This window comes from Bacillota bacterium (assembly GCA_013178045.1).
Classification (GTDB): Bacteria; Bacillota; Ch66; order Ch66; family Ch66; genus Ch66.
Map to the genome: position 1 here is coordinate 64,263 of JABLXP010000002.1, position 21,963 is coordinate 86,225.

At 51.3% G+C, this 21,963-nt stretch carries 25 protein-coding genes; all 25 read left to right on the plus strand.

Features of this window, described 5'->3' with window-relative positions:
* The first annotated feature begins 3 nt into the window (after positions 1–3).
* The 25 genes from spoIVB to HPY81_02180 all read left to right on the plus strand — a co-directional run bounded on the left by spoIVB (position 4) and on the right by HPY81_02180 (position 21,901).
* Entirely contained in the window at positions 4–1,482 is a 1,479-nt protein-coding gene (spoIVB, locus tag HPY81_02060; GenBank protein ID NPV26244.1) for a SpoIVB peptidase, read from the plus strand.
* Positions 1,483–1,557: 75 nt separating this feature from the next.
* A complete protein-coding gene (gene spo0A / locus HPY81_02065; GenBank protein ID NPV26245.1) occupies positions 1,558–2,322 on the plus strand; it encodes a sporulation transcription factor Spo0A in 765 nt (254 codons plus the stop codon).
* A gap of 224 nt (positions 2,323–2,546) precedes the next feature.
* A complete protein-coding gene (locus HPY81_02070; GenBank protein NPV26246.1) occupies positions 2,547–3,671 on the plus strand; it encodes a M20/M25/M40 family metallo-hydrolase in 1,125 nt (374 codons plus the stop codon).
* A 22-nt stretch (positions 3,672–3,693) separates the two neighbouring features.
* Positions 3,694–4,239: an NUDIX hydrolase gene (locus tag HPY81_02075; protein ID NPV26247.1), complete on the plus strand. Its 546-nt coding sequence runs from the start codon at positions 3,694–3,696 to the stop codon at positions 4,237–4,239.
* Between the two features lie 28 nt (positions 4,240–4,267).
* Positions 4,268–5,452 (plus strand): TIGR00375 family protein, encoded by a 1,185-nt coding sequence (locus tag HPY81_02080; GenBank protein NPV26248.1) that lies wholly within the window; start codon positions 4,268–4,270, stop codon positions 5,450–5,452.
* Positions 5,453–5,538: 86 nt separating this feature from the next.
* Complete coding sequence (spoIIM, locus tag HPY81_02085) at positions 5,539–6,171, plus strand: stage II sporulation protein M (protein NPV26249.1); 633 nt, start codon at positions 5,539–5,541, stop codon at positions 6,169–6,171.
* 138 nt (positions 6,172–6,309) lie between these two features.
* Entirely contained in the window at positions 6,310–6,573 is a 264-nt protein-coding gene (locus HPY81_02090) for a hypothetical protein (GenBank protein NPV26250.1), read from the plus strand.
* Positions 6,574–6,668: 95 nt separating this feature from the next.
* On the plus strand, positions 6,669–7,556 hold the full coding sequence (xerD, locus tag HPY81_02095) for a site-specific tyrosine recombinase XerD (GenBank protein ID NPV26251.1): 888 nt from the start codon (positions 6,669–6,671) through the stop codon (positions 7,554–7,556).
* 38 nt (positions 7,557–7,594) lie between these two features.
* Positions 7,595–8,770, plus strand: a complete 1,176-nt coding sequence (locus HPY81_02100) for a phosphopentomutase (protein ID NPV26252.1) — start codon at positions 7,595–7,597, stop codon at positions 8,768–8,770.
* Positions 8,771–8,788: 18 nt separating this feature from the next.
* The gene (locus HPY81_02105; GenBank protein NPV26253.1) at positions 8,789–10,114 is read left to right on the plus strand and encodes a pyrimidine-nucleoside phosphorylase; all 1,326 of its coding nucleotides are present in this window, start codon (positions 8,789–8,791) and stop codon (positions 10,112–10,114) included.
* Between the two features lie 197 nt (positions 10,115–10,311).
* Positions 10,312–10,464 (plus strand): DUF1540 domain-containing protein, encoded by a 153-nt coding sequence (locus tag HPY81_02110; GenBank protein NPV26254.1) that lies wholly within the window; start codon positions 10,312–10,314, stop codon positions 10,462–10,464.
* A 64-nt stretch (positions 10,465–10,528) separates the two neighbouring features.
* A complete protein-coding gene (locus HPY81_02115; GenBank protein ID NPV26255.1) occupies positions 10,529–11,680 on the plus strand; it encodes a D-alanyl-D-alanine carboxypeptidase in 1,152 nt (383 codons plus the stop codon).
* A gap of 233 nt (positions 11,681–11,913) precedes the next feature.
* Positions 11,914–12,279: a hypothetical protein gene (locus tag HPY81_02120; GenBank protein NPV26256.1), complete on the plus strand. Its 366-nt coding sequence runs from the start codon at positions 11,914–11,916 to the stop codon at positions 12,277–12,279.
* Positions 12,280–12,460: 181 nt separating this feature from the next.
* Positions 12,461–12,817, plus strand: a complete 357-nt coding sequence (gene spoIIAA / locus HPY81_02125; protein ID NPV26257.1) for an anti-sigma F factor antagonist — start codon at positions 12,461–12,463, stop codon at positions 12,815–12,817.
* Positions 12,818–12,836: 19 nt separating this feature from the next.
* Positions 12,837–13,286, plus strand: a complete 450-nt coding sequence (locus HPY81_02130; GenBank protein ID NPV26258.1) for an anti-sigma F factor — start codon at positions 12,837–12,839, stop codon at positions 13,284–13,286.
* Positions 13,287–13,296: 10 nt separating this feature from the next.
* On the plus strand, positions 13,297–14,070 hold the full coding sequence (gene sigF, locus HPY81_02135) for an RNA polymerase sporulation sigma factor SigF (protein NPV26259.1): 774 nt from the start codon (positions 13,297–13,299) through the stop codon (positions 14,068–14,070).
* 151 nt (positions 14,071–14,221) lie between these two features.
* Positions 14,222–14,416 carry a dodecin domain-containing protein gene (locus HPY81_02140; GenBank protein ID NPV26260.1) on the plus strand — a complete coding sequence of 65 codons (195 nt, stop codon included), beginning with the start codon at positions 14,222–14,224 and terminating at the stop codon, positions 14,414–14,416.
* A gap of 124 nt (positions 14,417–14,540) precedes the next feature.
* On the plus strand, positions 14,541–15,068 hold the full coding sequence (spoVAC, locus tag HPY81_02145) for a stage V sporulation protein AC (GenBank protein NPV26261.1): 528 nt from the start codon (positions 14,541–14,543) through the stop codon (positions 15,066–15,068).
* 18 nt (positions 15,069–15,086) lie between these two features.
* Complete coding sequence (spoVAD, locus tag HPY81_02150) at positions 15,087–16,106, plus strand: stage V sporulation protein AD (GenBank protein ID NPV26262.1); 1,020 nt, start codon at positions 15,087–15,089, stop codon at positions 16,104–16,106.
* A gap of 29 nt (positions 16,107–16,135) precedes the next feature.
* Positions 16,136–16,504: a stage V sporulation protein AE gene (spoVAE, locus tag HPY81_02155; GenBank protein ID NPV26263.1), complete on the plus strand. Its 369-nt coding sequence runs from the start codon at positions 16,136–16,138 to the stop codon at positions 16,502–16,504.
* Between the two features lie 21 nt (positions 16,505–16,525).
* Entirely contained in the window at positions 16,526–17,110 is a 585-nt protein-coding gene (locus tag HPY81_02160; protein NPV26264.1) for a stage V sporulation protein AE, read from the plus strand.
* On the plus strand, positions 17,094–18,620 hold the full coding sequence (locus HPY81_02165; GenBank protein ID NPV26265.1) for a spore germination protein: 1,527 nt from the start codon (positions 17,094–17,096) through the stop codon (positions 18,618–18,620). The genes HPY81_02160 and HPY81_02165 overlap by 17 nt, the downstream gene beginning before the upstream one ends.
* Before the next feature lie 182 nt (positions 18,621–18,802).
* A complete protein-coding gene (locus HPY81_02170; GenBank protein NPV26266.1) occupies positions 18,803–19,834 on the plus strand; it encodes a hypothetical protein in 1,032 nt (343 codons plus the stop codon).
* Positions 19,806–20,912 (plus strand): CoA protein activase, encoded by a 1,107-nt coding sequence (locus HPY81_02175; protein ID NPV26267.1) that lies wholly within the window; start codon positions 19,806–19,808, stop codon positions 20,910–20,912. The genes HPY81_02170 and HPY81_02175 overlap by 29 nt, the downstream gene beginning before the upstream one ends.
* Positions 20,909–21,901: a 2-hydroxyglutaryl-CoA dehydratase gene (locus tag HPY81_02180; GenBank protein NPV26268.1), complete on the plus strand. Its 993-nt coding sequence runs from the start codon at positions 20,909–20,911 to the stop codon at positions 21,899–21,901. The genes HPY81_02175 and HPY81_02180 overlap by 4 nt, the downstream gene beginning before the upstream one ends.
* The last annotated feature ends 62 nt before the right edge of the window (positions 21,902–21,963 follow it).

Here is a 21,963-nt window from a genome sequence, read left to right on the forward strand (position 1 = left end):
ACGGTGGAGGAGCGTGATCATCGCTTGCGAAACCAGTTTTGTCATCGAATTTTGGGTTTGTTGCTGATTGCCCTGGTTATTTCCATCTGTTGCACTCCAGAATTGCAAAGATATTTTTCCTTGCCCAGTGAACAGCGGTTAGCGGTTGGTGACCAACTTCTGATATTAAATCATCTACCGAAAAATGTTTTATCTCGGCTCACTGTCTCGTTGCAAGACACGTCGGAAGGTATTTTAGGCTTAAATGGGGAAGTAATTCAAAGGAGTTTTTCCCTGGCCAGCGGGAATCCTGTCGCACTGCAGCCCGGTAGGACGAATCTACAGTTTCGGTTGTTTGGCTTCATTCCGATTAAAAAGATGGTGGTGGACGTTGTCCCACCCTTGCGTTTAATCCCAGGCGGTCACTCAATCGGGGTGTTGCTCCACGGTGAAGGGGTAGTGGTCATTGGATTTTCTCCCATCAAGGATATTTCTGGCAAGTTATGTGACCCGGCTCAGGACAGCGGTATTCAAATTGGGGACGTCATTGTAAGTGTTAATGGGCAGACAATTAACAGCGATGATGAAGTTGCCTATCTGATCGACAAACTGGGACAGGAAAACCAGGAAGCCCATCTGGTTATAAGACATAATGAGACAATGAAGGAAATATTTCTTAAGCCGCATTATTGTACAGAAACCAAACGCTGGCGCATTGGCCTGTATGTTAAAGATGGAGCGGCCGGTGTGGGAACACTGACTTTTTATGATCCCGATACCAGGCAGTACGGAGCTCTGGGCCACATTATTTCAGATGCCGATAGCAACCAGGCCATCGAAGTTAAAGGTGGTCGGATTGTCGCGGCTTCAGTTGAAGGAATCCAACCCGGGAGGCGCGGTCAACCCGGCGAAAAAATTGGCATGTTTTTGGATAATCAATGTATTAGAGGAACAATTGAAAAGAATTCACGGTACGGTATTTTTGGCAAGCTAAATACGGATCTGATTAACTCTCTCTATACTCAGCCGCTGCCGGTGGCTCTGGCCAGCCAGGTTAAAGAAGGTGATGCTCAAATATTAACTGTTATTAATGGTGAACAGATTGAGTCTTTTGCCATTAAAATTGAACGTGTTCTTCCCTTTCGGACTGACGGAAAAAGTCTGGTGATCCGAGTTGTTGACCAGCGGTTGCTTTCTTTGACTGGCGGCATTATTCAGGGCATGAGTGGCAGTCCGATCATTCAGGATGGCCGGTTGGTCGGCGCAGTTACCCACGTATTTGTTAATGACCCGAGTCGCGGATATGGAGTGCTGTTAGAATTTATGCTCAAAGAAATGGACTACCTAAAAAATCGCGTATCTTTAAACACCGGGGAAGTTTTTTTCTTCCCCGGTTTAATTTATGAGCGTCGAATTATCATATATCACCCGGAAATTAAATGGCAAAATCTTAAATTATGTCGCAATTCCTTGAAGTCAGCAGATTTTTTCTTTTATTATTAAAGAAGGATAATGAAGTATAGCGTCGAAATGATATTAGAAAAAAGTGCAAAATTAAGTAAGAGGGGGCAGGAAACAATAATGGCCAAGACAATAAAAGTATTAATTGCCGACGATAATCGGGAATTCTGTGAGATTCTTCGAGAATATTTAAACAGTCAAGATGATTTCGATTTGGTTGGGGTTGCCAATAACGGAGCGGAAGCCCTTGAGGTCATCAGACAAAAGGAACCTGATATCGTAGTTTTAGATATAATTATGCCGCACCTTGACGGTATCGGTGTGCTGGAGAAACTCGGTGGAGCCAACTTTCCCCATCGGCCCAAGGTGATCATGTTAACGGCTTTTGGTCAGGAAGCAATGACCCAGCGGGCAGTTGAATTGGGTGCTGATTATTTTATTTTAAAACCTTTTGATATTGATGTTTTGGGAACACGGATTAGACAATTGGCCAACGGGCACGCTGCTCCTGCTCATACCCCGGTCAAGACCCGCAACTTGGATGTAGAGGTAACCAATATTATCCACCAAATGGGCGTACCGGCACATATTAAGGGGTATCAGTATCTGCGCGATGCGATCCTGCTGGTTATTGGTGATGTTAATCTGCTGGGAGCGGTCACTAAAGAACTCTATCCTATGATCGCACAAAAGTACAATACTACGCCGAGTCGAGTGGAACGGGCGATTCGCCACGCGATTGAACTGGCCTGGGATCGGGGTAATGTCGAGATGATGAATAAATTCTTTGGCTATACCATCAACGTGGAGCGGGGTAAACCAACCAATTCTGAATTTATTGCCATGGTGGCGGACAAATTAAGAATTGGTACCAAGAATTAATTGCCTAGGTTGATCATACACAATAAACACCGCTTATATAAATAAATGGTTTTCAACCACTAAATGGAGGTGTTTTTTAGATAATTCTTAAAGCTGCATTTTGATTAGAACCTGTCAGTTAATGAAATCTCTGGCAGGTTTTTGTGTTTTTGATTAGTTGTCAGCTGTTGGATCGAGTGGTATGATTTGTGGAGAAATACTGAGACGGAAAGGGTGTGCTGTCAGTGATTAACGAAGAGCGGATACTCCAGGAATTCCTATCTCTGGTCGCGATCCCTTCGGAGTCGGGACAGGAGCGCCAACTGGCAGATTTGTTGAAGCAGAAACTGACCGAACTGGGTTTTGCTGTGGAAGAGGACGGCGCCGGTCAGCCGTGGGGATGGAACACAGGTAATCTGATTGGTCGACTGCCGGGGACGGTTAATGTGCCGGCCCTCTTGCTTTCGGCGCATATGGATACCGTGGTGCCCGGCGTTGGGGTAAAACCTGTGGTCCGAGATGGGTTGATCACCTCAAGTGGCGACACTATTCTAGGAGGAGACGATAAGGCCGGCATCGTCGCTATTCTGGAAACCCTGCGGGTGATCACCGAGCAGCAAATCCCCCACGGGCCCCTTGAGGTGGTGTTTACCATTGGTGAAGAACAGGGGTTGCGCGGCGCTAAAGGGTTAAACTCCCGTCAACTGCAGGCAAAATTCGGCTATGTCCTGGACAGTTCAGGTGCACCAGGGACGATCGTCGTCCAGGGGCCGGCCCAGTACCAGATTGAAGCCGTTGTACAGGGAAGGGCGGCCCACGCGGGGATGAATCCCGAAGATGGAATCAACGCCATCCAGGTGGCTGCCCAAGCTATCGCCAGGATGAAACTGGGGCGGATTGACGAAGAGACCACGGCCAACATCGGTTTGATTGAAGGCGGGCAAGCCAGGAATATTGTCCCTGAAAAGTGCTATGTGAAGGGAGAAGCCCGCAGCCTTAATCGGGCCAAATTGGAGGCCCAGACCCAGGCGATGTGCGCTGCTTTTCGTGTGGCGGCGGAAGAAGTGGGGGCGCAAATTGACCTGGAGGTCGAATTGCTATACGATGAACTGGCTCTGGGTGAACATGACGAGGTGGTCAAAATCGCCGTGACCGCTGCCCAGCGACTGGGGTGGGAGCCGAAACTGGTAAAAACGGGCGGTGGAAGTGATGCCAATATTTTTCATGCCCGGGGCATCCCGACAGCCAATCTGGGTATCGGTATGACGCAGGTGCATACCACTCAGGAACGAATTGCGGTGGCCGATTTAGTTGACAATGCCCGTTATCTGGTGGAAATTATTCGCCTGGTAGGAGAAAGGGAGAAATAAATACGTAAATAAGGAGGATAACATGGAAAGTTTTGCAGAAAAGACGATTTCTTCACGGCGGATCTATGAGGGGAAGATGATCAACCTGCGAATTGACACGGTCGCCTTACCGGATGGAGCCGCGGCCGAGCGGGAGATTGTCGAACACCCGGGGGCGGTGGCGGTGGTGGCTTTAACCGCAGGGGGGGAAATCTTACTGGTCCGCCAGTTTCGCAAGCCGATTGACCGGGTGACATTGGAAATTCCGGCGGGTAAACTGAAAGCCCAGGAAGACCCTTTTCTTTGTGCCCAACGTGAATTAGAGGAAGAGACGGGTCATCAGGCTAAGGACTGGCGGCTTCTTTTCACCTACTTCACCACTCCCGGGTTCAGTGACGAGATCATGTACCTGTACCTGGCCCAGGGTCTTACGGCTACCGAACAATGTTTAGACCCCGATGAATTTATCGAAGTAGTCAGGGCGCCAATCGGTCAGGCCAGACAAATGATTACCACGGGTGAAATCCAGGACGCCAAGACAATCATAGGTATTCTAATGGCGAGCGAACTCATAAATAAGCAATTTTGACAATGGATTAATCGAACGAGGTGGGTTGATGCGCGACTACTTTGCTGATTTACATATTCATTTAGGGCGAACTCTCAACAACCAGCCAGTGAAGATTACCGCGTCGCCGAACCTCACGCTCCGCAACATCCTAACAGAGTGTCAGTTGCGGAAAGGTTTAGACCTGGTCGGGATTGTGGATACCGCTTCACCCGGTGTTCTGGCTGAACTGGAACAAATGGTCAAGGCGGGAGAACTGGAGCCATTGGCTGACGGTGGGTTAAGGTTTAAAGACCGGGTAACCCTGATTCTGGGGGCTGAGTTCGAAACCACTGAACCGGACGGAGGTCAGGCTCACTGGCTGGCTTATTTCCCCAGTCTTGAGCAAATGTGGAAATTCAGCCGGGTCATGTCCCGCTACGTACGGAATCTCAACTTAAGCACGCAGCGGTGTCAGCTGTCAGCAACCCAACTGGCTGAACTGGTCTGGGAAATTGGTGGTCTGTTTGTCCCTGCCCATGCCTTTACGCCGCACAAGAGTGTTTATGGGAGCTGCATTTCCCGCCTGACAGCCCTTTTCCCTGCGGACTGGAAAAGAATCGTTGCTCTGGAATTGGGCCTCAGCGCCGACAGCGACCTGGCTGATCACCTGGCTGAACTGCGAACGGTGACCTATTTGAGCAATTCCGATGCCCACTCTCTGGAGAAGATCGGACGGGAGTATAACGTGGTGCGGTTGGCCAGGCCGTCGTATGAGGAACTGGTCAAGGCGCTCCAGAACGCAGAAGGCCGGCAAATCGTTGGCAATTACGGGTTGGACCCGCGTCTGGGCAAGTATCACCGTTCTTCCTGTCTGCTCTGTCATACCATTGCCCGGGACATACCACCCCCGGTTTCTAACTGTCCCAACTGTGGAAGTGAGCGGATAGTGAAAGGAGTGCTCGACCGGTTGGTCGAAATTGCGGATTATTCAGTACCGGTACATCCACCGCAGCGAGCACCGTACTACCACCAGATTCCGCTCCGGTTTCTCCCCGGAGTTGGGGAACGCACGGTTACTCATCTGATCGACAGGTTTGGTAGTGAAATGGCAGTTTTGCACGCCGCCTCACCCGGGGAATTGGCGGAAGTAATCGGGGAAAAAACGGCAGAACTGATTATACAAGCCCGTCAGGGGAAGCTGAACCTGGCGGCCGGGGGAGGTGGCCGCTACGGACGGGTCATTGAAATATGACAGTACTACCAGAGAATTCTCCAGCATAAATATTTATCAGGCGACCAAATCATTGCCAATATCCACCAGTGCTGGAGAGATGAGATATGTATGGTCGGGTTCATCAGGCTCTTGGCAAATACCTACGGAATAACCTGCTGTTATATGCTTTAATCATCCTTTTTTTTATCACCGGGATCGTCTTTGGTGCCTTGGGAGTTAGAACTTTAAACGTCAAACAGGAATTGGAGTTGGTCACCTACGTTGATCGGTTTTTGTTTACCATTGATCCGGCCAGCCTCAGCAGTCAGTTGATCGCCCAGCACGCGATCACTAATAACCTTAAACTGATTTTGACAATCTGGTTTTTAGGTTTGACGGTGATTGGCATTCCGATAATTATTGGCCTGGTTTTTACGCGGGGCTTTGTGCTCGGGTTCACGGTCGGCTTCCTGGTGTACCAAAAGATGTGGTCGGGAGTCGTGCTTACCTTAACGGCTATCTTGCCCCAAAACCTGTTAAACATCCCGACACTGGTGGTGGCTGGCGTCACGGCGGTGTCTTTTTCTACCTATTTAGTAAGGGGTCGCTTCCAACCAGGGGCGGCCGCTCTCTGGGGTCAATTTATCAACTATTCGTTGCTTATGTTAATGCTATGTTTGGTTGCCGGGCTGGCGGGAATCATCGAGGCTTACATTTCTCCCCTGGCCATAAAACTGGTAACTGTTTATTTCCCATAAAGCCAATATCCTATCCCTCCCCTGGAGCGCAGTCTGGTTCAGGCCACGACTGCGTTCCTGGCTTTTACGTTCTAAGTGGGAATGATAAATCATATGAATGGACTAGGCTAAATGGGACAGCGGGGAGGTGAGGGTTCCGTGATCATTATTACGATCAGCAATCTGCGGCGCAAATTGATCACCTTAGTACAACTGGCACTGCTGATAGCGTTCCTTGGCGGGGTGGTTCCCCAGCTGCTGGCCCTGGCCGGCCGTCAGTTCTTTACCAGTCAACCTGGTAACAGGGAGCGAGGGCTGAGAGTGGAACAAACTGATCCCAAGATTGTGCCGGTAACCAGTAAGCAAACCCTGGATCGTTTCGTAATTAAACTGCGGGAGTTTTATCAGGTAGAGAAACAGTAGCATTTTTTGGAACTATGAGAGGAATTTTGAGATTTTTGTTGAAAAAAGGATTATACATCTTCCAATCGGATACTGCTGGTCAGAGGGGTTTCGAAATGCAGAGAATGGTGGATGAATTTATCCGGTACTTGACCGTTGAACGCGGACTGGCGAAGAATACCCGCGTCTCATATAACCAAGATCTGGATCAGTTTTTGCGCTACCTTACCAGCAACGGGCTGAAGGATTGGGCAGATGTCACCAAATCAGTGATTCTGGGCTACCTTTACCAGATGCAGAAGAAAGGTCGAGCAGCAGCGACCATTTCCCGACACCTGGCGGCTTTGAAGTCATTTTTTCATTTTCTTTTTATGGAGGGGATGGTGAGCAAAAATCCAACTGATAATCTGGAATCACCCCGTTTAAACAAACGGCTCCCACAGATTTTGTCCGTGGCTGAAGTTGACCTCCTCTTAGAGCAGCCGAACTGTCAGAAGCCCATGGGTCTGCGGGATAAAGCCATGCTGGAACTGCTCTACGCCACCGGTATTCGGGTGTCGGAGTTGGTTTCTTTGGATATCGATCATGTTAATCTGGAACTGGGATACATCCGCTGCTTTGGTAAAGGTGCAAAGGAACGGATTGTTCCCTTGGGAACGGTAGCGACCAGATATGTGGAAGAATACTTGACCCGGGCCCGAGGCAAACTATCAAAAGCACCGCTGGAACGGGCTTTGTTTATCAACCACCACGGCCGGCGCATGACCAGGCAGGGTTTTTGGAAATTGCTTAAACAGTACGCCCAAATGGCGAAAATAAATAAGACGATTACCCCTCATACTCTGCGGCACTCTTTTGCCACACACCTACTGGAAAACGGGGCTGACCTGCGTTCGGTGCAGGAAATGTTGGGGCATGCCGATATTACGACAACCCAGATCTACACGCATTTGACTAAAACCAGGTTAAAAGAGGTATACGAGAAGGCGCACCCCCGGGCATGAACGTTGACTCATTTCCGCTATGATTGGAGGAGTAGCGTGTGATAAATCGCATCGTCCTGATCGTTTTAGACAGCGCTGGCGTAGGCGCAATGCCCGATGCTGGCGACTATGGTGACGAAGGCAGCAATACCCTGGGAAACATTGCCGCTAAGGTTGGCGGGTTGAACCTGCCCAATTTAGGTGTTATGGGACTGGGAAACATTATTCCCATTGAAGGAGTGCCTCCGGTGGTGGAGGCACGCGCTGCTTTTGGCAAAATGGCCGAGCGTTCGGCGGGGAAAGACACCACCACTGGACACTGGGAAATTGCCGGGATTATTCTGGAGCGGCCCTTCCCCACATACCCCGACGGCTTTCCCCCAGAGGTAATCCGGGAGTTCGAACGCCGGATCGGCCGATCCGTTCTAGGGAATAAGGTGGCTTCTGGGACGGAGATCATCAAGGAATTGGGGGCCGAACACATGAAAACCGGCCGCCCAATTGTTTATACCTCGGCAGACAGCGTTTTTCAGATCGCTGCCCATGAGGAGGTTATTCCCCTGGCGGAACTCTATCGGATGTGTCAGATCGCCAGAGAGATGCTGGTTGGCCCACACGCTGTTGGTCGGGTGATCGCGCGTCCGTTTATTGGTGAACCGGGTAATTTTACCCGCACAGCAAACCGCCACGATTACTCACTCCCGCCACCCACCCCGAATCTACTGGAACTGATCGTTCAGGCCGGCCAGAGCGTAGTGGGCGTGGGTAAGATCAATGATATTTTCGCCGGTCAGGGGATTACCAAATCGATCCACACTGAGAATAATCTCGATGCCCTTGAGCAGATTGTTCAACAGGTACGGCAGCCGCAGCACGGGTTATTATTTGCTAACCTGGTAGATTTTGATATGGTTTACGGTCACCGCAATGATATCGAAGGTTATGCCCGCGCCCTGGAACAGTTTGACCAGTATCTGCCGCAAATTATAGCTGAACTCCAGCCGACCGATGTGCTGATGATTACGGCCGACCATGGTTGTGACCCGACCACGGTCAGCACTGACCACTCCCGGGAATACGTTCCCCTCCTGATTTTTGGTGAAACGATCAGGCCCAACGTCAATCTTGGGGTGCGGTCAACGTTTGCCGATTTAGGAGCCACCGTGATTGACCTGTTAGGTGCGGGGCAATTACCAGTCGGTCAGAGCATGGCTAAGCAAATTTTAAAACATTAGTCGTCTGAGGTGAGGAAAATGCGTGTTTACGACATCATCCTCAAAAAACGGCGGGGTTTGGAACTCAGTACTGAAGAGATTGAATTTTTGATCCAGGGGTATACCCGGGGGGAGATCCCCGATTACCAGATGTCAGCCTGGGCGATGGCCGTGTTTTTTCAGGGAATGAATGCCCGGGAAACGGCAGATTTAACCATGGCCATGGTACGCTCAGGTGACCAGGTCGATCTCAGCCGCATCAAGGGGATCAAAGTTGATAAACACAGCACCGGCGGGGTGGGGGACACCACGACCCTGGTGCTGGCGCCGTTAGTGGCGGCCGCCGGGGTACCGGTGGCCAAAATGTCCGGCCGGGGCCTGGGGCACACGGGAGGAACCTTAGACAAATTTGAATCCATCCCCGGTTTCCAGGTTGAACTAAGAATAGAAGAATTCATTAATAATGTTAACACCGTTGGCGCGGCGGTGGTTGGGCAGACGGGCAACCTGGCCCCGGCAGACAAGAAGCTTTATGCCTTACGCGATGTGACCGCTACGGTGGACAGCGTTCCCCTGATTGCCAGCAGCGTCATGTCCAAGAAGATTGCCGCGGGGGCCGACGCCATTGTGCTCGATGTGAAGACGGGGAGTGGCGCTTTTATGAAGACCCTGGAAGGCTCGTTTGAACTGGCGGAGGCGATGGTTAAGATCGGCCAGGCAACTGGCCGGCGCACCGTGGCCGTGATCACCGACATGGATCAACCCCTTGGGCTGGCGGTTGGCAATGCGGTGGAGGTCAGGGAAGCCATCGCGACGCTCCAGGGAAAAGGGCCGGCCGATCTCGCTGAGCTCTGTCTGACCTTAGGCAGTCAGATGCTGGTGTTGGCCGGGGTGGTCAGCAATGAGCAAGCGGCCCGATTAAGGCTCAAGGAACTCCTGACTTCCGGGGCTGCCCTGGCTAAACTGAAGGAGATGGTTGTCGCCCAGAAGGGAGACCCGGCAGCGATCGATAACCCGGCGTTGCTCCCGACGGCGGTGGAGCAAATCGCTGTCCCCTGCCCGTCAGCGGGATACGTGACCAGGATTGAGGCGGAGGAAATCGGCCATATCGCCACCATGCTGGGGGCAGGCCGAGAGACGAAGGAATCAGTGGTTGACCCGGCGGTGGGAATTGTTCTCAATAAGAAGGTGGGGGACCGGGTGGAAGTCAACGAACCGCTGGCTTTTTTACACGTCAACCGGCTTGAACGTGTAGAAGAGGCCCGGGGACGTTTAATCAAGGCCTACTCTATTGGGCTGGAACCGCCGCTACCACCCAAGTTGATCTATGGTCTGGTTACAGAAAAGGGACGAATTTATTTTTAATCAATTTTGAAGAATATATTACTGCTAGATTAACAAGGTGGAGATGTCCAGCAAGTGGACAAACCGCCTTGTTTTTTTATGTATAGTTATTTAGCAAATTGAAAAAACTAATTGTGTCTGGTTTTGGCACAATTTAGAAGCGGTGGAGGCCGCTTCGCTGTTAGATTGTGGAGGAGGTGAAACCGTTGAAGGACCGTCTGGAAAATGTCAAATGTTCAGTGAGCGACTGCCGGCACTGGGCAAGTGGCGAGCAATGCACTGCCTCGGCTATTGAAATTAGTGTTGACGGCGGTGGAAAAGTAGCCGGCAGCTCAGTGGCCACCCGGTGCCACACCTATGAAAAGAAATAGCCGATGCCAACCAGAACACTTCTGAAGAGGTGTTCTGGTTACGCTTTGAGGAGGGATGTTCAAGATGCGAAAACTTTTTTCTGTGGCGCTTGTGCTTGGCTGCGCGCTCTTCTTCTCTCTATTTCCTGTTGTGCCAACGCAGGGGGCAGAACTAGAGCTTGAGTCATCATCCGCTGTTTTACTAGACGCGAGTTCGGGACAGGTCTTGTATGAAAAGAACAGTCACGCGCGGCGATCGCCGGCCAGTGTGACTAAATTAATGACCTTGGTCGTGGCGTGGGAGGCAATTGAAGCCGGCAAGGCCAGTTTGAGTGATCAAGTGGAAACCAGTGCCAATGCCGCAAATCTTGGTGGCTCGCAGATCTGGTTGGAACCAGGTGAAAAAATGTCTCTGCAGGATTTGTTAATCGCCATCGCGGTCGGCTCAGCCAATGATGCCTGTGTCGCTGTGGGTGAGCACATTTTTGGTTCCCACGAGGCGCTGGTGGCCAAAATGAATGAGAAGGCAACAGCGCTTGGCTTAAAAGATACCCACTTTGCCAATGCCTACGGCTACACTGACCCCAATCACTATACTTCTGCTTACGACATGGCGCAGATCGGTCGTTATGCCCTGCGCTACCCGACAATCATGCAGTGGGTGGGGACAAAAGTCTATGACATTAGAGGTGGCAAACCCCGTCTGTATAACCGTAATAAGTTGCTGTGGTGGTACAAGGGGGCAGACGGTTTCAAGACTGGTTGGACGTCTGAGGCCGGATATTGTCTGGCTTCGACCGTAGAACGGGACGGCTTCCGTATGGTGGCCTGTACCCTGGGTTCACCCCGAATATACGGTAATTTTCGGGATTCAATGAAACTGTATGATTACGGCTTTAAGAAATATTCCTTCAAACAACTGGCGCCAGCTGGACAGACCTGTGGGACGGTGGCTGTTAGCAAGGAGGCGGTTTCCCAAGTGGAAGCGGTTGTCCGACAACGCGTTGGTGCGTTGGTTGTCAAAGGGCAGGAACAAGGAATTACTACGCGGGTAGAACTGCCAGTCCGGGTGGAAGCCCCAGTGAAACAAGGACAAAAACTGGGCGAGATCGTCGTTCTCAGAGGAAATGAAGAAATCAACCGGGTTGACCTGGTGGCCAAGGAAGAGGTTAGTCGGGGCTCATTTACGCAACAGATTCTGAAGATGCTTAAGGCTGTAATTGAGTGCAAATATTAATGTTTTCCGACAAGAGGCAAGAGACACAGTTTTCTATAGTCTCTTGTCTCAAGCATTTTTACTATAATAATAAAATATTTATTTATACAAGAGAAAGTGAAAACAATCACAAAAATTTATTGTAAAATTCGCCGGTAAGTATTACAATATAAGTGAAAAGAAGCACAAACTTAATATTAATATTTGATTAGGCAATATGAACAATAAAACTTATTTAGAAAGGGGGGACAGGAATGACTTTCGTCCAGGAAACACAAACCAAAATGATGCTGGATCTTTTTGAAGGATTTGCGGAGAATACGCTGGTGTACCAGAAATTTAAAAACACCTTGCCCTATGACACATATTTTGCACCAAGCGTGGCCCTGTTAAAGATCGCTGAACACTACACGGTTGATTTCTGGCTAAAGAATCATCCGGTACCGGGCGATCTGCAAATATTTAGTTGGAAAAAAGGTGAGTCATTGACTGATGCCGAGGTGCGCGAGAAAGCAATTCGGGCCCAATTGCGGCAATTGATCCAAGAATACGCGGAATACCGAGAAAGGTTTGTTCAGAAATGGGGGGCCAAGGTGATCGAAGCCTGGCTGGCCGGTTAACTAACACTTCATCATAACCTTCCATGATTATTGACCTCCAAGGAGGTCTTTTTTTTTCTCTTTTCTTATAGATCGACAATGTTTTTGGAATTATTAGGCAGGAATCCTAGCGCTCCTTGTAGAACAGATTCACTTGATTTTGTCCAACTGATTTAGCCTTTGACTAGGGGGATGCCAGCCTATGCGCCTCGAAATGAACCAGACTAGAGATACTCTGATTGTGCGGGCCCACGGGGAAATGGATTTAGCCGTGGCGGATCAGCTCCGTACGGAGATTGACCGGCGATTGGATGAAACGCCGGTTAGGAATCTGATTATCGAGCTAGCCAACGTCTCGTTCATGGATAGTTCCGGCCTGGGGGTGCTTCTGGGACGTTACAAGCGGATCAGCCGCGGCGGGGGTAAAATGGCTCTCATCCGACCGCAACCTCAGGTGCGGAGGGTTCTCGAACTTTCCGGGATCACGCGTATCATTGGGATTTACGAATCAGACATAGAAGCGCTCAAACAGATGCCAACCAACCAGGGGTTGAAATGACCAGGGGGAGGAACCAGCTATGACAATCAAAAACCAGATGAAAATCGAATTCCTAAGTATCCCGGAGAATGTGGCTTTTTCACGTGTGGTGGTTGCTTCATTTGCTGCCCAGCTTGACTTTACCTTGAATGACCTGGAAGAAATAAAGGTCGCGACTTCCGAGGCGGTTTCCAATTCGATCATTCATGGCTATGAAAATCAACCGATTGGTATGGTGCGAATCAAAGCCACCATCGATGATCGCACCCTGGAGATTATCGTGGAAGATGATGGCAAAGGTATTGCTGATATCGAACTGGCGACCCAACCGGCTTACTCTTCTGACCCGGAGCGGATGGGACTGGGCTTTGTCTTTATGAAATCGTTCATGGATCAGATTGAGGTCACGTCTGAGGTCAATAAAGGTACCCAGGTTCGACTAATCAAGTCTTTACCTGCTTCTTCTGCATCGTCCACGGCTGAGAATTAGGGTGACGAGGATGACTACCCGACTCTCCGAAATGAACCTGCCCAGATTCCCGCTGCTTTCTGATGAGGAGATGGTGGACCTGCTCAAGAAGGCCAAGTCAGGGGATGCTGCTGCGCGGGAGACTTTAATCAATTGTAACTTAAAGCTGGTCTTTAATCTGGTGCAGCGTTTCCATAACCGCGGCTATGACATTGAAGACCTTTTCCAGATCGGGACCATTGGCCTGATGAAGGCCATTGATAAGTTTGATCTGTCTTTTAACGTCAAGTTTTCTACCTATGCTGTGCCGATGATTATCGGGGAGATTCGCCGGTTTTTGCGCGACGACCACCCGGTTAAAGTATCTCGTTCGTTGAAAGAAATCGCCTACAAAGTACATAAGTCGAGAGAACAACTGGCTAAAAAATTAGAACGTGAACCAACCATCGGAGAGATTGCCGAAGTATTGGGGATGTCGCGGGAAGAAATCGTCGCCGCGTTGGAAGCTCTGCAGGCCCCGACTTCCATTCACGAGACCATTTACCAGGACGATGGGGACCCCATCTACGTCCTGGATCAACTCAGCTCTGACTCGGAGCTGGAGCCGGCCTGGTTTGATAGTTTGGTCCTTAAAGAGGTGCTCCGTAAACTCCCTGAAAAGGAACGGGAGATCATTCTCCTGCGCTTTTTTCAGGACAAAACCCAGACTGAAGTAGCGGAAATAGTTGGTCTGTCCCAGGTGCAGGTATCAAGGATTGAACGGCAGGCGTTAAGTCGAATCAGGGCCATGATGTTGGGCAAGTAGGCAGACGTTGTTTACCAGGGGAACCCTGGTTTTTTTTTTGTGCCATTTTTCGTCATCTTATTTTTTTGCATACTTAAATTGTCGTTCGGAGATAATAAGAGGCGAACAGGCCAGTTTTAAGGGCAAATCATGAAGAAAGGAGGGCGTCTCAATGTTTGTTAAAGTAATAGAACTGGTCGGCGAATCGCCCAATAGTTGGAATGATGCGGTTCAGTCGGCGGTTAGGGAGGCATCCAGATCAGTTCGGAATATTACCGGGGTTGAAGTCTATAACCTGACCGCTAATGTTGAAGGTGGGCGTTTAACCGAGTACAAGGCCAATGTCAAGATCGCTTATACCGACTAAGGTGGAACAAAACAGGCACCGACAAGGTGCCTATTTTTAACCTGACCAAAGGAGGGATCAACGCATGGCGGGCAACAGTCAGCAGCCCCAAAACCACCTGCAGCGTGTTGTCGAACAACTGCAAATGGAGCAAAAACAGGCTGAACCCGAGGTGCTCGAGGCTGCGGAGCCTGACAAATCCTTGACGCCGGCAGAGTTGCAGCAACTGCAGAAATATAAGCAGGAGCAGGCTTACGAGTTTCTTGTTGAACAGTTTAAACCCCGGCCAACCGTGCTCAAGAATGCGATCTGGGCATTTGTGGTGGGGGGGCTAATCTGCGTAGTCGGCCAAATTTTCCTGAACTTTTTCTTATTCTCTGTGGGCCTGACTAATAAAGAAGCGATCGCCAGTACGACTTTGGTGATGGTCTTTATCGGGGCCTTTCTCACCGGGCTGGGTGTTTATGATGAACTTGGTAAACGGGCCGGGGCCGGTTCAATAGTTCCCATCACCGGGTTTGCCAACTCGATCGTGGCCTCAGCCATGGAAGCGAAACGTGAAGGTTTTGTTTTTGGCGTTGGGGCGAAATTGTTTGCGATCGCCGGGCCGGTGCTGGTCTATGGCTTTGTGATCTCAACGCTCATCGGGCTGATCGTGTATTTTTTTCAATAAGGGGGTGAACGGATGATGATGCCACAACCGGTCAAAAAGCTCGGGCAACAAACCCTGCAGTTCAGCCAACCCCCGGTGATCTTTTCTACTGCCAGTATTGTTGGTCCGATGGAAGGCGAAGGACCGTTCGGAAAAAGTTTTGATTATGTCGTTGAGGATACCCTGTTTGGGGAGAGCACCTGGGAAAAAGCTGAGCGGAAAATGCTGCGGGAAACCGTCAAGCTGGCCCTGCAGAAAGTGAACTTGCAGGCGGCCGATCTTGATTTTATGCTGGCCGGCGACCTTTTGAACCAAATTGTCTCGGCGAATTTTGCGGCCCGCGATTTGGCGATCCCGTTTTTCGGCTTGTATGGGGCATGTTCTACCATGGCGGAGAGTCTGGCTTTGGCCAGCATCTTGATTGATGGTGGATTTGCCCATCGGGTCATCGTGGCTGTTTCCAGCCATCACGATACGGCGGAGCGCCAGTACCGGTTCCCGACCGAGTTAGGGGTACAGCGGTCGATGGCGGCTCAGTGGACGGTCACGGGAAGTGGCGCGGCCCTGGTGGTGAAAGAGGGGCCCGGGCCGGTGATTACCCATGCCACGATTGGGAAGGTAATCGATCTGGGGATTAAGGATGTTAATGATATGGGCTCGGCGATGGTACCAGCGGCAGCGGACACCCTGATCAGTCACTTTAAGGACCTTGGTCGACAACCGGGAGATTATGATTTGATTTTGACCGGCGACCTGGGAGCAGTAGGACGGGAACTGATGGTTGAGTTGGTAGAGCGCGCTGGTTACCGACTGGGTGATACATACACCGACTGTGGTCTGCTCATTTACGAGCAGAATCAAGATGTCCATGCTGGCGGCAGCGGCTGCGCCTGCTCGGCTGTGATGCTGTGCGGGCCGATCTATAAGCGGCTCATGAATGGTGATTACCGGCGTATTTTGTTGATTGCTACCGGGGCATTAATGAGTCCGGTTACCGCCCAGCAGGGCGAGAGCATCCCCGGGATCGCCCACGCGGTGACTATTGAGGCGCGATCTTAAAACGAAAATAGATTTAGGAGGTGCAGAAAATGCCATATCTCCAATCACTGGTGATGGCCTTTTTAGTCGGCGGCACTCTGTGCCTGCTCGGTCAGTTGATTATGGATTTGACCAGGCCTTCCATTACCCCAGCCCATGTTTTAGTCGGGTTTGTCGTTAGCGGAGCTTTATTAAGCGCTCTGGGGCTGTATCAACCACTGGTCAACCTGGGAGGAGCGGGAGCGACCATTCCGCTGTCCGGTTTTGGTCACAGCCTGACCCAAGGGGTGATCGCCAGCGTGCAACAGGATGGCCTATTAGGGGCGTTCGCTGGCGGAGTTCAGGCGGCGGCGGTTGGGATCGCAGCAGCCGTCATTTTTGGTTATACCATGGCGGTCCTGTTTAATCCCAAAGGTTAGCTCTGGAAGTGGGGTGAGGTGGTGTCCGACAAGCGGAAAATCATCTTGGTAACAGATGGGGATGAGGTGGCCCGGCGGACGGTGGAACTGGCGGCGCGAAACATCGGGGCCCGCTGTATTTCCCAGTCAGCGGGCCAGCCTTCTCCGTTAATGGGAGAGCAATTGGTTCACCTGATCAAAATGGCGCCACATGACCCGGTGGTCGTGATGTGTGATGATTGCGGTAAAGCAGGGCAAGGGCGCGGGGAGGAGGTTTTAGCCTACCTGGCCAATCACCCGGACCTGGAAGTTTTGGGAGTGTTAGCGGTGGCTTCCAATACTGAGCAGGCGCAAGGTCTGGAGGTACAGCAGTCATTAGCGTGTAATGGCCAGCTGGTCAGTGGACCGGTGGATAAATACGGCTACCCGCCTTTGTCCGACCATGCCCGGTTGATTGGTGATACCGTTGAGGTGCTGAATAAATTAAAGATAAAAAACGTTCTCGGTATTGGAGATATTGGGAAGATGGAGGCGGCCGACGAGCCTGCCGCGGGGGCCCCGATCACTACCCGGGCTTTACAAGAAATCTTGGCAAGGAGTGGTTACACTCATGGGCAAGCACATTGAAGTTTCCCGGAACTATCAGGAGAATGTGGAGTTTTTGAAAGAGGAACTGGGTGTTGGGATCAGTGTGGATATGATTGCCCGGGAATTTAAAATCGGCAACAAGAAGGCGGCCTTGTTCTTTGTGAGTGGTCTGGTCAAGGATTCGATTGTTATTGAAGTGATGAAAATGTTGATGTGGCAGGCGAGGCAGGATATTCTGCCTGACCCGGTCCAGCAACTTCGGGACCATGCCATTCCCCATGTTCAGGTCAGTTCGGTCAAGAAAATAGACGAAGCGATCATGGCGATAAACTCCGGCCAACAGGTGCTGATTGTCGATGGGGTGGACGAGGCGATCATCATTGACGCCAGAATGTATCCTGACCGGCAACCGGAGGAACCTGATATCGAACGGGTTGTCCGGGGTTCCCGGGATGGTTTTAACGAGACCATCTTGACAAATTTGGGCCTGATTCGCCGTCGGGTGCGTGACCCCAAACTGCGCACAGAGTTGATCCGCGTCGGTAAACGGGGGAAGTGCGACATCTGTTTGTGCTACATCAAGGATATTGCTAATCCCGACCTGGTGGATTTTATTCGCAACCGGATCGAAGAGATCAAAATTGACGCCCTGCCAATGGCAGAGAAATCAGTGGAAGAACTGATCACTCCCGGCAGCTACTGGAATCCGTTCCCCAAAGTCCGGTATTCCGAACGGCCGGACGTGGTGGCGGCCCACTTGCTGGAAGGGCATGTGGCCGTGGTCGTAGACACTTCACCCAGTGTGATCATCGTGCCGACGACTTTTTTTCACCACGTGCAGCACGCTGAAGAATACCGGCAGAATCCTGCGGTTGGCGTCTATTTGCGCTGGATCAGGTTTGCCGCAATTGTGGCTTCTGTTATCCTGGTCCCTCTCTGGCTGCTTTTTAGCCTTCAGCCGGGTTTGTTGCCTCCCGGATGGGAGTTTATTGGGCCGAAGAAAGTGGGGAATATACCCCTGGTTGGCCAGATCTTAATCGGGGAACTGGCGATTGACCTGGTGCGGATGGCGGCAATTCACACCCCTACACCTTTAGCGACCTCGCTGGCGATTATCGGGGCGTTGTTAATGGGTGAGATCGCCACTCAGGTTGGTTTGTTCGCGCCGGAAGTTATATTGTATATGGCGATTGTGGCCGTTGGCACTTTTGCCACCCCGAGCTATGAACTGGCCATGGCCAACCGGCTGGTGAGGCTGTTTCTGCTCGCCGCAGTGGCCTTGTTCAAGCTACCGGGCTTCATCGTGGCCCTCATAATTACCTTTTTGTTCCTGGCTTTGTCACAATCTTTTGGTATTCCGTACCTGTGGCCGTTGATCCCGTTTAACTGGGCGGCCCTCAAGCATATCCTGGTCCGGGCCCCGGTACCGGTGCAGAACGTGCGGCCGAGTATCTTAAAAACCTTGGACGTAATGCGACAGCCAGCCCCGGCCAGAAAACCTGGGCCGCCTCAAAAGGATGAAGCTCAGGAGGAGAAACAAGATAAGTAATTGTAAAAATAGAAGAATATTTTTACAAACTGGTGCTGAAGCCAGTTTTTCTTCATCATCAACCATCAAATGTAATTGATGCGGTCCATTTTCTGGTGACCTGGTCTTATTTATCTTCTCCGATTAGGCAAAATATTTTTTGGAGATACTACTACCTAGCCTGGATAAGGAGTTGAACGAAAATGAGCATCAAAGTAGGCATTCCGCGGGCTTTATTCTACTACTACTATTACCCCATGTGGAAAACGTTTTTTGAAGAGTTAGGGGCGGAAGTGGTAGTATCGCCACTGACCAATAAAAAAATCCTAGATCAAGGAGTAGGGCAGGCGGTCGATGAGACTTGCTTGCCAGTCAAAATTTTTTACGGGCACGTGCTGGCCTTAATGAATCAGGTTGATTATCTTTTTGTGCCCCGGCTGGTGGCCATGGAACCGAAAACTTATATCTGCCCTAAATTCATGGGCCTACCGGACATGATCCGGGCGAACATCGCCGGGCTACCGCCTTTGATCGACACTTGCGTGGACTTGAGCCGCAACAACAAGTCTTTTCAACGGGAACTACAGCGAATCGGGTTGATTTTTCATCGTCGACCCGCAGAAGTAATGCGGCCTTACCAAAAATCCGTCGAGCAGCTCAAACGGTATCAGGCTTGGTTGCGAGCGGGCTGGTTGCCTGAGGAGGCGATCGCGGCCATGCAAGCCGGGGAAGAATTAACTCCGCGCCAGCCGCGCAGCACCAAGCGAAACGACCAACCTGAGCGAACGCTGCGGGTAGTGGTGCTCGGCCACGGGTATACCGTATACGATGACCATCTCAACATGCGGCTGATTGACCGTCTGCGGTCAATGGGGGTGGAGGTAGTGACCCCGGATAGCCTGCCCGCCGACATCATCGAACAGGAATCAGCCCGGTTGCGCAAGCGGATGTTCTGGACACTGGGTAAAAAAATGATCGGTGGGGCTTTTCATTTTCTGAAAGCGGCCGATATCCACGGGATCATTCACCTGACCTGTTTTGGGTGTGGCCCAGATTCACTGGTGGGTGAACTGGTGGAGCGGCATGCTGCCCGGGAAGGCAAGATGCCCTTTATGCTGTTAACTTTCGACGAACACACCGGCGAAGCCGGTACAGTAACACGCATAGAAGCCTTTATTGACATGATCAAACGGAGGGTAGCACAGCGTGAAGGTTACGTTTCCGCACATGGGTAACATGTGGATCCCGGTCAAGACGATGTTGGAATACGTCGGGCTGGAGGTTATTGTGCCTCCGGTGCCCAGCAAAAAAACCCTCAGCCTGGGAACCAAATATTCACCAGCGACAGCGTGTCTCCCCTTGAAAATTAACATCGGAAATTTTATCGAAGCCTTTGAACTGGGAGCAGACACGATCGTCATGGGTGGGGGATGGGGTCCGTGTCGGTTTGGTTACTATGCTGAGGTTGAACGGGAAATTCTGACTGACCTCGGTTACAAGTTCAATATGATCGTCCTGGAAGCGCCGGACAACAAGCTCTCCGAATTTCTCAAGCAGGTCCGGGTGCTGGCCGGTGACCATTCATGGTTTGAAGTGGTCCGCGCGATCAGGCTGGCCTGGTTCAAGGCCAGAGCGGTCGACATCGTGGAAGAAGAAGCAGAACGTTGGCGCTCCCGTGAGCGTGTCTACGGTGGGGTTGACCGTACTTTCACCGAGGCGCTGGCCAAAATCGATGCCGCTAAAACCCGGTTAGAAATTGATGGTGCTGTTCGGTGGGCTCAAAATGCCTACCGACAGTTAGACCTGGATTATTATAAGTCTGTTCTGCGGATTGGTCTGGTGGGTGAGATTTATACCGTTCTCGAGCCGTTTGTTAATCTGGAAATTGAGCGGCGCTTGGGCCGGCTGGGGGTTGAGGTCAGTCGGTCGATCTATCTTTCCGAATGGATTAATGATCATCTATTCGGCGGCTTCCTGCGCCTGCCAGGGGCCAGGGAAGCGCGGCGCCTGTCCAGTCCTTACCTCAATTATTTCGTTGGTGGACACGGCCGCGAAACGGTAGGTAGCACGGTCAAGTTCGCGCAGGAGAACTTTGACGGAGTGATCCAGATCGGGCCGCTGACGTGCATGCCGGAGATCGTGGCTCAGTCGGTCTTGTCAAAAGTCAGCCAGGACCTGGGTATACCGACGATGACCTTGTACTTTGACGAACACTCTGGGGAAGCGGGCCTGGTCACCAGGTTAGAAGCCTTTGTTGATCTCCTGAGCCGGCGGCGGGCGAGAAGAAAAATGAGCGAGGTGCAGATGCAGTGAACGTTTTCTTAGGGGTTGACGTGGGTTCAGTCAGTACCAACCTGGCGTTGGTCACGGAGGATAACGAGGTGCGCTGGACCCTTTATCTGCGAACCCAGGGCCAACCGATCGCGACCATTCAACAAGGAATGTGGGTCTTACGGGAGAATTTAAGCCCTTTAATGCAAATCAAAGGGGTAGGAACTACCGGGAGCGCCCGCCGTCTGGCGGCGGTGATGATCGGAGCGGATTCAGTAAAAAATGAAATTACTGCCCACGCCGTAGCAGCTTGTAATCTGGTGCCAACAGTCCAGACGGTTTTCGAAATCGGCGGTCAGGACTCGAAAATTATTATCATCCGCGACGGGGTGGTCGTGGATTTCGCGATGAATACGGTGTGTGCCGCCGGTACCGGGTCGTTTCTTGACCAGCAAGCCGCCCGTTTGAATCTGCCAATTGAGCAATTTGGCGAACTTGCTTTACAGTCGAAAACACCAGTCCGCATTGCGGGACGTTGCTCAGTATTTGCAGAATCAGACATGATCCACAAGCAGCAGATGGGTCACAACCTCCCAGACATTCTGGCTGGACTGTGTGAAGCCTTGGTGCGTAGTTATTTAAATAATGTGGGGAAAGGGAAGGAGATCAGGGGGCCCATCGTTTTTCAGGGGGGCGTAGCAGCTAATGTTGGCATTGTGAAGGCCTTTGAACGGGCCCTGGGGCAAACCGTGTTTGTCCCCCCGCATTTTAACGTCATGGGGGCGGTTGGAGCGGCCATTCTGGCGAAAGAGGTTTACTGGGAACGGGGCGAAACGGCTTTCCGCGGCTTTGCCGTGGCTACCGATGAGTTTACTGCCACCAGTTTTGAGTGTGCCGGTTGTGCCAACATGTGTGAGGTCATCGGCATCAAGCTGAACAACCGGGTCATTGCCCGGTGGGGTGATCGCTGCGGCAAGTGGGAACAGTCGGCCCACGACGCTCAGGTGGTTACGCCGAGAGTGGCGAGTTAGACGCTACCCCGGCGAACCAATCTTTTTTTGTTTTGCAACTTGTCGGGCCAACCTGGTTTGGG

Bases quoted from the DNA above. Each gene is read 5' to 3' on its own strand.
- spoVAC (NPV26261.1), top strand. From the start codon at position 14,541: ATGGAGCAAAAACAGGCTGAACCCGAGGTGCTCGAGGCTGCGGAGCCT.
- HPY81_02130 (NPV26258.1), top strand. From the start codon at position 12,837: ATGACAATCAAAAACCAGATGAAAATCGAATTCCTAAGTATCCCGGAG.
- spoIIM (NPV26249.1), top strand. From the start codon at position 5,539: ATGTATGGTCGGGTTCATCAGGCTCTTGGCAAATACCTACGGAATAAC.
- HPY81_02170 (NPV26266.1), top strand. From the start codon at position 18,803: ATGAGCATCAAAGTAGGCATTCCGCGGGCTTTATTCTACTACTACTAT.
- HPY81_02115 (NPV26255.1), top strand. From the start codon at position 10,529: ATGCGAAAACTTTTTTCTGTGGCGCTTGTGCTTGGCTGCGCGCTCTTC.
- spoVAD (NPV26262.1), top strand. From the start codon at position 15,087: ATGCCACAACCGGTCAAAAAGCTCGGGCAACAAACCCTGCAGTTCAGC.
- sigF (NPV26259.1), top strand. From the start codon at position 13,297: ATGACTACCCGACTCTCCGAAATGAACCTGCCCAGATTCCCGCTGCTT.
- spoVAE (NPV26263.1), top strand. From the start codon at position 16,136: ATGCCATATCTCCAATCACTGGTGATGGCCTTTTTAGTCGGCGGCACT.
- xerD (NPV26251.1), top strand. From the start codon at position 6,669: ATGCAGAGAATGGTGGATGAATTTATCCGGTACTTGACCGTTGAACGC.
- spoIIAA (NPV26257.1), top strand. From the start codon at position 12,461: ATGCGCCTCGAAATGAACCAGACTAGAGATACTCTGATTGTGCGGGCC.
- HPY81_02140 (NPV26260.1), top strand. From the start codon at position 14,222: ATGTTTGTTAAAGTAATAGAACTGGTCGGCGAATCGCCCAATAGTTGG.
- HPY81_02080 (NPV26248.1), top strand. From the start codon at position 4,268: ATGCGCGACTACTTTGCTGATTTACATATTCATTTAGGGCGAACTCTC.
- HPY81_02075 (NPV26247.1), top strand. From the start codon at position 3,694: ATGGAAAGTTTTGCAGAAAAGACGATTTCTTCACGGCGGATCTATGAG.
- HPY81_02105 (NPV26253.1), top strand. From the start codon at position 8,789: ATGCGTGTTTACGACATCATCCTCAAAAAACGGCGGGGTTTGGAACTC.
- HPY81_02165 (NPV26265.1), top strand. From the start codon at position 17,094: ATGGGCAAGCACATTGAAGTTTCCCGGAACTATCAGGAGAATGTGGAG.
- HPY81_02120 (NPV26256.1), top strand. From the start codon at position 11,914: ATGACTTTCGTCCAGGAAACACAAACCAAAATGATGCTGGATCTTTTT.